We start from the raw sequence: 12,057 nt of genomic DNA, 5'->3' as shown, positions 1-12,057 counted from the left end.
CCGGCCGGCCGAAGGAGTCGGTGTCGGCGAGGCCGGGATCGTAGGACCCGCCCTGGAACGCCCCGGACGGGTAACCGCCGGTCAGTGGTCCCGAATTCGGCCCGGGGGCCGGGTGGCCGGGCACGCTCGGGCCGCCCATGGGCTGACCGGGCGCGGGCATGGCGCCCGAGGGGCCACCGAGACCGGTACCACCCGGCGCACCGGGCGTGCCGTAGCCGTTCAGGTCAGAGCGCTGGTGGGCACCGGTGTCCAAGCTGGACCAGATCGGCGACCTGAAGTCTTCGCCGGGGTTCGGCCGGAAACCCGGGTCGAGCGGGTCGGAGGAAACCGACCCGGTCTCCAGGGGGGTGCGGTCCGAACCGTAGGAGTCGGGAGCGTCGTTCCCCTCGTTCAACCCGAGCCGTTCGTACGGGGTGAGGGGTTCACGTCCCTCGAAGGGGTCACCAGTCGAAGGCGGTGGTGGGGTCCAACCCGTGCCCAGCGGGTCGTCGGCGCGAACCCCGGAATCGATGGGTGTGGGCGGCTGCGACGGGGGCAACCCCTGCGTGGGCGGAAGCGCAGACGGAGTGGGCCCCGAATCCAGGGCGGCGGGACGGTGCCGCGGCTCCGGGCGTGGTGGTTCGGGGTGCTGGGGCGGCGGGGCACCCGGGGGTTCACTGTGTCCGAGGCCGGCCAGCATGGCCAGGTCCGAGGCGCTTCCACGTGGGGCCCGGTCCTCGACCGGAGCGTCGACCATCGTGGGCGGACCCTGGTCCAGGTGGCCACCGCGCACGGGTGCCTCGTCGTAGTCCTCGTAACCGTCGTCGTCCCGCGCGTCGTAGGCGTCGTCCCGGTCCCGGGCACTCGTCTGCGCGGGCCCCTCGTCGTTCAGACTCGACCAGAAGTCGTTGTCGGAGAGTCCGTCGGACTCGTCCTCCCAGTCGACCTCGCGCTGTCGCCGTCCCTTGGACCGTCGCTCCGGCCTGTTCGACCGGCGGCCACGGTCCCCCTCGTCATCGCCGTCGAGGTCGGCCCGCCCTCGCCCCCGGCCTCGGGCGGGCCGGTCGTCGTGATCGTCTTGGACGTCGTCGTCATAGTCGTCGTTCGAACCGAGGCTGAGCGCCCGCATCCCCAGTAGGAGGAGCACCAGCACGGCGAGCACGACGATGACGGCGATGATGATGATGGTGACGGTCATGGTGTACGCACTACCTTGGGGAGGTCTGCCGCGCCCGAGGCGCACCGGGTGTCGGTCGGATGAGGACCGGCCGGGGGAGGGTGGCGCACTGGTCCCGGCCGACCGCGGGGTCGCGGCCCCACTCCGTCTTCGCGAAGTGGGCGCCGAAGCCCCGCTGCGGTCTCGAACCGGGATACCGCGCGGCGGGTGGGCGGAAATCGGTCATCTGAAAAGGGGCGAGGGACACAGTCCTACTGTATGTGCTGTCGTGCGCTGTGTGCAGAGGGCAACGGGAGCTTCCTCGGTTCGTTCCCGGACCCCTGGTGGGAAGGCGGAACCGAGTGTGAAACAGCCGTTATGAGCTATTTCACCCGCTGTTGGTGATGAGAGAGCCCCTGGCCACGGCCTGCGCGGCGATGTTCTCGAGTGTCAGGTCCAGTGCCGCGCCCTCGGGCAGATCGAGGGGTTCGTTGAGCGCGTACACCGTGAACCGGTAGGAATGCGTGTCGTCCTCCTCGGGACAGGGCGCCCCGTAGGCGGCCTCTCCCGAGCTGTTCTGACCGATCTTGGCGTCGGCCGGAACGGTGTTCTGCCGAAGCTCCACCAGTTGCGGGTCCAGGTCGGTGACGACCCAGAACACGAAGGCCGCCTCCGGGTCGTCGACCACCAGCGCGATCGAACCCACGTCGTCGGGCAGACCCGACCAGCTCAACGGTGGGGAGACCGACTCACCATCGGCTTCGCAGGTGTAACTGGTCGGCAGAGGCTGCCCCTCCTGCATCATCGGACTGATCACGTTGATGTCGGTGGGCATCTCGCCGCTCAGTTCCGTGTTGAGCACACCACAACCGGTCGACGCGAGCAGGGCGGCCCCCGCTACGACGGCACCCGCACGGGCATCGGGACGGGTGCGGGGAACGCCGCGTTCGGCGACGGTCCGGGTGAAAGGCAAGACCGGGAACAAAATGGGGCTCCTGCTGGACTTTCGGGCCATAAGGCGAGACTCGCTGTGCACCGGACCCGGCACACGGGAGGTAGGCCCCGGTACCCGTCGCGGTGGAACCGTGCGCGCGAGGGCCGTCTCCGGCGCCGTCACACGGTCCTGAGCGAACCCTACTGTGGTCCGGCGGGCCCCGGTGACTCCCGGGAGCGGGCGCAGGGTCGGTCGGTGGGACCACGGCCGGGAGCCCCATGGCCGGTGGGCCTGTGGACAACCGAAGGCGTGGGGTCGGGGGGATCGGCCATCATGAAGTCGTGTGGTTCTCCATTCTCGGTCCCCTTCAGGTGCTCGACCCCTCGGGCGAATCCGTCGCCGTGGGCGGCGCCCGCCTGCGTACCCTGCTGGTGCTGCTCCTGCTCCGGCCAGGGCGCTCATCGGCCGTGGAGGAACTCACCGACGACATTTGGGGCGAGGCCGTCCCCAACGCGGCGGCCAACGCCCTGCAGGCCCTGGCCTCACGTCTGCGCCGTGCTCTGGGCGAGGGGATCGGCCTGCTCGGTGACGGCGGCGGATACCGGTTGGACGTCACCCCCGAACAGGTGGACCTGCACGTCTTCGAGGATCTGGCCGGGCGAGGCCGGGCCGACCTGAGGGCCGGTCGATTCGAACAGGCCGAACTCTCCTTGGCCGGGGCCCTGGAGCTGTGGCGCGGACCCGCCCTGCCCGACCTCACCTCTCATGGTCTGGCGCAAGAGGTCGCCCTGCGCCTCGGGGAGTCCCACCGCACGGCGGTCGAGGACCTTCTGGAGGTCCGGGTCGCCCTCGGCCGGGCGACGGAGGCCCTGCCCCGGGCCGAGGCGTTGGCGTCGGGGGACCCGCACCGTGAACGCCCCGTCGAACTGCTCATGCGCGCCCTGGCCGGGAGCGGACGCACCGCCGACGCCCTCGCCTGCTACGAGACCTTTCGGACGCGGTTGGCAGACGAACTGGGGTTGGACCCCTCGTCCCGTCTGCGGCAGGTGCACCTCGACCTGCTGCGCGGAGAAGCGACCCCGCCTCGTCCCGAAGGGGCCCTTCCTCACGGTGCCCTCGGATCCTCGATCACGGGATCGGGCGAGAGAACGCGGTCGGGCGAATTCGAGCCCGCAGGTGACGAACCGGGAACCGGGCCGCCGCCACCGCTCCGGCTGCCCCACCACCTGACCGAGTTCGTCGCGCGCGAGACCGAGGTCGAGGCGGCCGTCGACCGGCTCACCACCACCCGCGTGGTCACCCTCACCGGTCCCGGAGGCGCGGGCAAGACCCGCCTGGCCACCGAGGCCGCCGCGACCCTGGTCGAACGGTCACCCTCTCTGGTGGGCGAAGGCGTGTGGTGGGTCGAACTCGCACCGGTACGACAGGGGCGGGAACTGCCCGAGGCCGTCGCCGCCGCCCTCGAACTGCGCGAACTCAACGTGATCACGGCGCGCACCGGGTCCTCGCAGGTGACGCAGACGGACCGGATCGCCGCACGCCTGGGCGAACGTCGCTGCCTGGTGGTGCTGGACAACTGTGAGCACCTGATCGAGGAAGCCGCACGGTTCGTCCGGACCCTCCTGGCCCGATGCCCGGGTCTGCGAGTGCTGGCCACCTCTCGGGAGCCGCTCGGCCTGCCGGGTGAGGCCCTCCTTCCGGTCCCCTCGCTCGATCTGCCACCGGAGGGGGCCGACGTCGACGGTGCCCTGAACTGCTCGGCGGTGGAGCTGTTCGTCGCCCGCGCGCGGGCGGCACACCCGGGGTTCGGTCTCACTTCCGCCAACGTCGACCACGTCGTACGCATCACCCGTGAACTGGACGGTATGCCGCTGGCCCTGGAACTGGCCGCCGCCCGCCTTCGGGTGATGGGCCCCGGGCAGCTCGCCGAACGCCTCACCGACCGGTTCCGTTTGCTCACCAACGGCAGTAGGGCCGCGCTGCCCCGTCACCGCACCCTGCGGGCGGTGGTCGACTGGAGCTGGGAGCTGCTGGACGAGGCCGAACGTCGACTGCTGCGCAGGCTCGCCGTCTTCCCCGGCGGCGCCACCCTGGAAGCGGTCGAACGGGTGGTGGCCGACCCCGACGGGGAACCGGGCCGGCTCGCCGGACAGGACGTGTGGACGGTTCTGTTCGCGCTGGTGGACAAGTCCCTCGTGATCGCGGAGAGGCGCGCCGACGACGACGCGCCGCCCGCCTACCGGCAGCTGGAAACGGTCCGGGCCTACGGGTGGGAGCGCCTGGTCGAGTCAGGGGAGGAGACGCGGGTCCGCGACGCCCACGCCCTGCACGTGTTGGAACTGTGGCGGCGGGCCGACCCCGGCTTGCGCGGACCCGAACAGACCGTCTGGTTGGAGCGGCTCCGGAGCGAGGTGGACGACTGCACCACCGCCTTCCACTGGGCGTTGGAGAGCGGTGACGCCGAACTGGCCCTGGACCTGGTGGAGCTCACCCAGTGGTACTGGACACTGGACGGGGCCTGGCGGCAGGTCCACCGCTGGTCCGAACAGGTACTGGAGCTGGTGGGGGAGAAGGTGCCGCCGGGGCGGGAAGTCGCCTACGCCGGTTGTCTGTTCCACAAGGCGGGAGAGATGACCTCGGGGCGCGCGGTCCTGCTGGAACGCCTGGCCCGGGTGGAGGAGGTGTGCGAGGCCGGTGGGACGAGGGTCGAGCGGCATCCGGTGCTCATCTCCTGCCTGGTCTACCGGGCGATGACCGAGGGTGACCCCGACGGCCCCGCTCGTGCGCGGGCGGAGATGGCTCTCCAAGGGCAGGAGGACCCCTGGACCCGGGCGATGGTGTACCTGTCGCTGTCGATGCTCGACGCGATCTTCGGTGACGCCGCCCTCTCTCGTGCGCGGGCGGAGATCGCCCTGTCGACGATGCGCGAGTGCGGGGACGTGTGGGGACAGTGCAACGCCCTGGCCCAGCTCGTGGACGCGACGATGGCCACCGACCTGCGACGCTCCCGTGCATTGCTCCAGGAGGGCATCGACCTGGCCGAGGGTTCCGGGCTGGACGGGCTCGGTGGTCTCTTTCGCACCCTCATGGCCCAGGTCCTGGTCGAACTCGGCGACACGGACGGCGCCGCCCTCGAACTCGAAAGGATCCAAGCCGAAACGGCGCAGGACGAGCACCGGGTCACCCATCACATGATCAGGATCCACTGGATGCAGGCCACCGGGGACCTGGTGGGGGCCCGACGGTTGCTGGAACGTACAGAACCCCTGGTCCGTGGTCTGGGCGGGTTCGCGCCGGTCTACATCGAACCCACCTGGCGCACCCTGTCCGCCGAACTCGCCTGGGCCGAGGGGAACGTCGAACGGGCCTGGGCCGAGGCGGGGCGGGCGTGGTGGCTCTCCCGCAACGGGTCCGACATTTCCGGGTTGGGCACGTTGGAGCTCCTCTCCCGACTGACCGAGGACACCGATCCCCGATGGGCCGCGGAGCTGTTGGGGTACAGCGCGGGATTGCGCGGGGTCCTCAACACCGCCTCCGCCAGGATCGGGGACCTGCGTTCGCGCCTGGCCCGCACGTTGGGAGAGGCCGAGGTGGAGCGGCTGATCACCCGAGGGCGCGAGACGCCCAGAGCGCGGATCCTGGAGAACACGGCGCGGTGGCTGGAGCAGATCGTGCCCGACGATGTCGATGCCGGAGACCGGCGCCGCTGAGCCCGAGCCCCGAGCCCCGAGCGCCCCGGCGGGCCGGCGCCGCCTGGGACGTTCGGGTGGACACCGTGGGCCCTCAGGTGCGGCGTCGGTAGGCCCACACCGCCAGAGGGAAGAAGATCGCCGTGATGATGACCGACCACACCAGGGTCCAGGTCACCGGTCCGGCGACGTCACCACCGATCATCAGTGCGCGCATGGCGTCCACCACGTGGGTGACCGGGTTGTTCGCGGCGATGGGTGCGAGCCAGCCCGGCATGTCGTCGGGTGCGACGAACGCCGAACTACCGAAGGTGAGCGGGAACAACAGGATCATCGCGAAGGACTGCACGGCCATGGGGGTGCGGGCGAGCATCCCCACGAAGGCCGACATCCAGCACAGCGCGAAGGCGAACAGCAGGATCAGGGCCGCGGCGACCAGCACACCGACCACCCCGCCCTCTGGGCGGAACCCGATGGCCAGTCCGACCAACAGCACCATGACGACCGTGATGGCGTAACGGACCAGGTCGCCCAGGATCGCGCCGATCAGCGGCGCCGAACGGGCGATGGGCAGCGAGCGGAAGCGGTCGAAGATGCCCTTCTCCACGTCCTGGCTCAGGCTGAAACCGGTACCCATGGTCGCGAAGATGACCGACTGCGCGATGATTCCGGGCATCAGGAAGTCCCGGTAGGTCTGCCAGTCGCCCATCATCGCCTGACCGAAGACGAAGACGAACAAGGTCACGAACATGACCGGCTGCAGCATCAGCCCGAAGACCTCTTCGGGGTTGGCCTTGATCTTCAGCACGCTGCGCCAGGTGAGTTGGAGCCCGTTCTGTACGGTCACCAGCGGGCTGATCCGCTGTGGGATGTGCGGTACGGATCCGGAGGAGGCGCGGGTGGTCACGGTGCTCACGGGCGGGCTCCCTCGGGGTCGTTGTCGGCGTCCGTGGCCTCGGCGGCGTGCCCGGTCAAGGCCAGGAACACCTCGTCCAGGCTGGGTTTGCGCAGGGACAGCTCACCCACGGCCACCCCCTGTTCGTCCAGGCGACGGACCACCTCGGGCAGGACGGAGGCGTCGTTGACCGGCACACCCGCCACCAGTCCGTCGCTGTGGACGGGGGCGCTCGTGACCGCTTCGATGATCTTGGTGGCCAGGGGCAGCTGAGCGCTGTCCACCGTGCGCAGCTCCAGGACCTGGTCGCCGGCCTGGCTCTTGAGCTCCTCGGGGGTGCCCTGGCTGATCACCTTGCCGTGGTCCAGCACCATGATGTCGTCGGCCAGTTGGTCGGCCTCTTCCAGGTACTGGGTGGTGAGCAGTACGGTCACCCCGTCACCCACCAGGTCACGTACCACGGCCCACAGGCCGTTGCGGCTGTGCGGGTCCAGACCGGTGGTCGGTTCGTCCAGGTACAGCAGCGCCGGGCGGCCGACCAGGCTCGCGGCCAGATCCAGTCGGCGGCGCATGCCTCCCGAGTAGGTCTTGGCCGCGCGTCCACCGGCGTCGGCGAGCCCGAAGCGCTCCAGTAGTTCGGCGGACCGAGCCCGGGCCTGGGCCCGATCGAAGCCCAGCAGGCGGGCGATGAGCACCAGGTTCTGGGTCCCGGTCAGCTCGGCGTCCACGGCGGCGTACTGGCCGGTCAGGCCGATCTGTCGGCGCACCTCGTGGGGTTGGCGCACCACGTCGAACCCGCTGACGGTGGCGTACCCGCCGTCGGGGCGCAGCAACGTCGACAGGATGCGTACGGTCGTGGTCTTCCCGGATCCATTGGGTCCCAGGACGCCCAGCACGGCCCCCGTCCTGGCGGTCAGGTCTACTCCGTCCAGGGCGCGTGTGCCCTTGAACTCCTTGACCAGACCTTCCGCGCGGATGGCGTCGGTCATCAAGTTCCTCCGTTTCAGCGTCTGTCCTCAGTGTGCCGACCGGTGCTGACAGAACGCTGATATGTGCATTCGCCTCTCACGCCCTGAAATGTCAGCTCCGGCTGTCAGGGGTGCAGGTGTCCCGCTGTGGAAGGAACACCGGACCGGAACGAGCCCTTCCCCACGTCTCCGGCTTTCTCCGAAGACCTGGTGAGGGCGCCGGACGGTGAAAGAGGGCGTATGCCGGGGCCGGGGCCCAGCGGAGGGCGTGAGGATACGGCCTAGACTCGGGCGGGTGACGAACTTCCCGCCCCACGACGCCGTCCCCCGGCCGGGGGAGAAACCCGACCCAGCGGATTCGGGGACGGGCGTGGCCCGACTACGTCCGCCGCTACGGAGGGTGAGCAGCCGCTCGATCGGGGTGTGGACGCTGCGCATGGCCTTCGGCGCGCTGTTCAACCTGGCCCTGCTCAGCGCCGCGGCCTGGGCCCTGGGCGACTTCGCCTGGGGCTGGGTGCCGACGTGGGTGCACGAGAACGCCTGGGTCCTCCCCTCCGTCTACGTCGCGTACGCCCTGCTCAAGATCGCCATCGTGCCCTCGTGGCGTTACCGGGTGCATCGGTGGGAGGTCGACGAGGACGTCATCTACACCCGCTCCGGCTGGATCAGCCGGGCCTGGCAGTTGGTGCCGGTCAACCGGTTGCAGACGGTCGACCACACCCAGGGCTGGTTGGAGCGGATCTTCGACGTGGCCACGCTCCAGGTGCGGACCGCCTCCTACGCCGGGTCTTCGACCATCGAGGGTCTGGACGCCGAGGAGGCGCGCCGGCTCAGTGAGGAACTCGCCGTGCGCGCCGGGACGCTCCGGGACGACGCCACCTGATGGATCCACGACACGACCCCCACGAGAGTCCCGAGACCCGACGGCCCGAAACCCATCGGGGCCCCGAGCCCCTCCGACACCCCGATACCGATCGGCCCGAGTCCCCCGAGACCGGGTCCGGTGGCTGGGTCGCGCCCGGCAGTACCTCCGGCACCCTCGACTCCTCCGGGCCCGGCACCCCTTCCTCGGGCTCGTACGCACCCTTCGAGGGGGAGAGCCACCGGTGGCCCACGACCCCCGCGCCCCCCGGAGCCCCCACCTTCGCCGAACCCGCCGGACTCGCAGCGCCCACCGAACCCGGGGAGGAGACGCCCCGTTCCTGGTGGGGCGAGGACCCCACCGGTCAAGGATCGCCCTTCGGGACGGAGACCGCCCACCGGCTCAGCCCGCGCACCCTGGTCGTCGGACCCATCATCCAGATCCGGGGGCTGCTGTTGCCGATCGCCGCCGGTCTGGTGGTCGGCGGGTTCAACCCCTGGATCCTCACCGCCACCCTGCTCGCGGTCCTGGGACTGCTCGTCCGCGGGTTCGTCACCTGGAAGACCTTCCGCTACGAGATCGGCGAGGAACGCCTGGAGATCCGCAGCGGCCTGATCAGACGCTCCCGGCGCACCATCCCCTTGGAACGGGTGCGCGGGGTCGACGTCACCAGCAGCCTGCTGCACCGCCTATTGGGTGTGGCCGTGGTGCGCATCGAGGCCGCGTCGGGGGCGGGCGAGACCGAGGACGGCAAGCTCGACGCGGTGGACGCCGCCGAGGCCGAGCGTCTGCGCACGGTCCTGCTGCACCGCAAGGCCGTGCTCAGTGGACGGAGGGAGGAGGCGACCACGGTGGGGGAGGACGGCGTCGCCTCCCTCACCACCGCATCCGCCGGAACGGACGCCTCCGGGGCCGTGACCGCGTCGGACGAGGCAGCGGTCACCTACTTCCGGATGCCCCGGAGCTGGTACCTGTTCGGGGCGCTCAGCGTGGGTCACCTGGTGACCCCGTTCGTGCTCCTGGCCACCCTGTTCGGCATGGTCCAACAGTCCGCCGGGCAGGTGGCCACCGACTTCCTCGTGGACTGGGTGACCAGCACCGACCGAGGCTTCCTGGTGGTGTTCGCCGCGGTGTCCACGGGTGTGCTGGTGTTGTTGATGCCGGTCTTCGCGGTGGTCTCCTACGCCCTCACCCACTGGGGATTCACGCTCCGGGGTCGGGACGGTTCCCTGGTGGCCGAACGCGGTCTGTTCACCCGCCGCAGCGTCACCCTGGAACGGCGCCGCATCCGCGGGTACGAGCTACGGGACAACCCCCTCGAACGTACCCGTCGCGCGGTGCGGCTGCGCGCCATCGTCACCGGGCTGGGGGACACCGCCAACCGTGCGGTCCTGCTGCCCCTCGGGCCCCGCCCCAAGGTGGAGGCGGTGGTCGACCGTGCCCTGGACCTGTTCAGAGGCCGGCTCACCCGCCACCCACGGGCGGCCCTGTACCGGCGTTTCACCCGCGCCGTGCTGCCGTTCGTCGTGGTGGCGGCGGTGGCCCTCTACCTGGACCTGATCTGGTTGACGGTCGCGTCGGGGGCGCTCGCGCTGCTCGGGGTGCCCTTGGCGGTGGACCGGTACCGCTCCCTGGGCCACGGCTACGACGGGGAACGGGTGAGCGTGCGCTCGGGTTCGTTGCAGCGCGGACAGGCCACGGTGGAACGGTCGGCGGTGATCGGATGGACCTGGACCCAGACGCTGTTCCAACGTCGCTCGGGGCTGGCCGACCTCCAGGTGACCGTGGGTGCCGGAGCGGGAGGTTACACGGCTCAGGACGCCTCTTTGGAGGAGTCGGTCGATTTCGCCGGGCGGATCACCCCGGAGATGGTGCGGCCCTTCCTGTCGGAGGACCAGGATCCACACCAGGACACCACCTGAGGCACGGTCTCCACGAGCCGGAAGGACACCGGACGAGAGCGAGGGGGCGATCACCGACCGGTGATCGCCCCCTCGCTCTCGGTGGGTGCGCCTACTCGTTCTTCTTCGACCCGAACATGATCTCGTCCCAGGTGGGGACCGAGGCGCGGCGTCCTCGCCCCTTGCGCTTGGGAGCGGCACCGTTCCCGGCGGTGGCCCCGTTGGTGCCACCGGCGGCGGCCGGGATCGGGGGCTGCTCGTCCACGGCCCGTCGTGGGGTGCCCTTGTCGTTGAGGTCGATGGTGGCGCGACGTCGTCGTGGTCGCTCCGGTTCGGTCACAGGCGGGGCCGGCTCGGGGTCGGGCGCCGGTGCAGGACGCGCGTCCAGCCGGTCCGGGGCTCCCGGAGAATCGGGACGGCCACGTGTCTCGGACAGGTATCGGGGTTCGGGCTCCGGTTCGTCGAACACGGCCGCGGGACGCACCGGTTCGGGCTCGTCATGGCGTTCGGACCGCTCCATGGGGCGCTCTACCCGACGCCCCACCGGACGTTCGGCGGGACGCTCCCCGAACCGCTCGGCCGGGCGCTCGGGCCGCATGGGCGGCTCCGCCATGGGGTGGCGCCGCGGTGGCTCGCTCCGCGAGAAACCGGGCATCGGTGCGGCGGGCGGTGCCTCCTGAGGTGTGTGCTCCGGCCCGCGTTCGGGGGCTCGCTCCGGAGGGCGTTCGGCCACCCGCTCGGGCCGCCGGCGCGTCGGACGCCCGGGCTCCTCACGGATCGGCACCCCGAACTGGTCCGTATGCGGGGCCGGGCGCAGGGGCTCGTCCAACGGCGTGTCCTGCGCGGACGACAGGCGACGCGGAGCGATGTCACCAGGGCGGCGCTCGGCGGCGGACTGTGCGTCCAGGCGGGGCAGGTCGGTGGTGGCCTCGTTGCGGCGAGGGGCGAACGGGGTGACGTTGGCCGCGGCCTCGGGCGAGGCCGACAAGGGCTCCTCGAAGGAGAACCTGGCGGCCTCCTCGTCGGCCGGAGCGACGGAGTTGTGTCTGGGCTCGTACAGCCAGTGGGCGACACGCTCGTCGCCCCCCTGTAGGAAGACGAGCTTGAGTTGCCAGGTGCGGTCCTCGCGCTTCCAGGAGTCCCACACGGCGTCGCCGGTCTCCAACTGGTGGGCGCCGATCCGCTTGGTGACGATCTCCTCCAGGGAGGGACCGGGTACGGCGTCGCCCTGGGCGCGCACGGTGGCGCGCTGGGCCTGTTGCGCGATGTACTCGCGCTCCTGGAGTACGGGTCCTTCGAACCAACGCACCCGTTCGATGGGTATCCCGGAGATCTCGGAGATGGCCTCCGCGGTCTCGCCGGACCGGATGCGGGCCTGGATTTCCTTGGGGCGCAACGGATTCTCCACTTCGATCTCGTACTGGCCGAGCCGGGAGAACTGGCCGCGTACGGCGGCTCGCAGGCGGTCGTCGACGGGCAGCATGAATCGGGTTCCACGACCGGTGCTGGCCAGCACCAGATAGGTGCCGTCCTCACTCACGGCCACGAGGCGAAGCTCGTGCATCGCTCTCCCCTTCACGTCCCGTCGAGGGTCGGTATAGACCGTCCCTCGCGTTCTCCAAGTCTGGTCGGCCGACAACTGTTCGGCCAGTACCGCGCCCGGCATGTCCGAA

The 12,057-nt window shown here is 70.7% G+C and carries 7 protein-coding genes and 1 pseudogene; 3 read left to right on the top strand and 5 right to left on the bottom strand.

Going from position 1 to position 12,057, the window contains the following annotated elements; genetic code table 11:
• Together NLI01S_RS05120 and NLI01S_RS05115 are read right to left on the bottom strand one after the other, a co-directional pair.
• Window positions 1-1,177, bottom strand: a pseudogene (locus tag NLI01S_RS05120) (hypothetical protein); the annotation flags it as partial.
• 346 nt (window positions 1,178-1,523) lie between these two features.
• On the bottom strand, window positions 1,524-2,120 hold the full coding sequence (locus tag NLI01S_RS05115; RefSeq protein ID WP_223809120.1) for a YbhB/YbcL family Raf kinase inhibitor-like protein: 597 nt from the start codon (window positions 2,118-2,120) through the stop codon (window positions 1,524-1,526).
• A gap of 290 nt (window positions 2,121-2,410) precedes the next feature.
• On the opposite strand from NLI01S_RS05115, the gene NLI01S_RS05110 reads away from it, so the two are divergent.
• Window positions 2,411-5,779 carry an AfsR/SARP family transcriptional regulator gene (locus NLI01S_RS05110; protein ID WP_067599966.1) on the top strand — a complete coding sequence of 1,123 codons (3,369 nt, stop codon included), beginning with the start codon at window positions 2,411-2,413 and terminating at the stop codon, window positions 5,777-5,779.
• Window positions 5,780-5,852: 73 nt separating this feature from the next.
• On the opposite strand, the gene NLI01S_RS05105 is transcribed toward NLI01S_RS05110, so the two are convergent.
• Together NLI01S_RS05105 and NLI01S_RS05100 are read right to left on the bottom strand one after the other, a co-directional pair.
• A complete protein-coding gene (locus NLI01S_RS05105; RefSeq protein ID WP_067599963.1) occupies window positions 5,853-6,674 on the bottom strand; it encodes an ABC transporter permease in 822 nt (273 codons plus the stop codon).
• Entirely contained in the window at window positions 6,671-7,642 is a 972-nt protein-coding gene (locus NLI01S_RS05100; RefSeq protein ID WP_067599960.1) for an ATP-binding cassette domain-containing protein, read from the bottom strand. The genes NLI01S_RS05105 and NLI01S_RS05100 overlap by 4 nt, the downstream gene beginning before the upstream one ends.
• A gap of 274 nt (window positions 7,643-7,916) precedes the next feature.
• On the opposite strand from NLI01S_RS05100, the gene NLI01S_RS05095 reads away from it, so the two are divergent.
• Together NLI01S_RS05095 and NLI01S_RS05090 are read left to right on the top strand one after the other, a co-directional pair.
• Window positions 7,917-8,504 (top strand): PH domain-containing protein, encoded by a 588-nt coding sequence (locus NLI01S_RS05095; protein ID WP_067599957.1) that lies wholly within the window; start codon window positions 7,917-7,919, stop codon window positions 8,502-8,504.
• Window positions 8,504-10,405 carry a PH domain-containing protein gene (locus NLI01S_RS05090; RefSeq protein ID WP_084392319.1) on the top strand — a complete coding sequence of 634 codons (1,902 nt, stop codon included), beginning with the start codon at window positions 8,504-8,506 and terminating at the stop codon, window positions 10,403-10,405. The genes NLI01S_RS05095 and NLI01S_RS05090 overlap by 1 nt, the downstream gene beginning before the upstream one ends.
• A 91-nt stretch (window positions 10,406-10,496) precedes the next feature.
• Here NLI01S_RS05090 and sepH read toward each other — a convergent pair whose 3' ends face one another.
• Window positions 10,497-11,948 carry a septation protein SepH gene (sepH, locus tag NLI01S_RS05085; protein ID WP_067599954.1) on the bottom strand — a complete coding sequence of 484 codons (1,452 nt, stop codon included), beginning with the start codon at window positions 11,946-11,948 and terminating at the stop codon, window positions 10,497-10,499.
• Window positions 11,949-12,057 lie beyond the last annotated feature (109 nt).

Origin of the sequence: Nocardiopsis listeri NBRC 13360 (assembly GCF_001570765.1) — a bacterium.
In the GTDB taxonomy this organism is placed as follows: domain Bacteria; phylum Actinomycetota; class Actinomycetes; order Streptosporangiales; family Streptosporangiaceae; genus Nocardiopsis; species Nocardiopsis listeri.
This window is presented reverse-complemented; position numbering and strand designations above follow the sequence as displayed.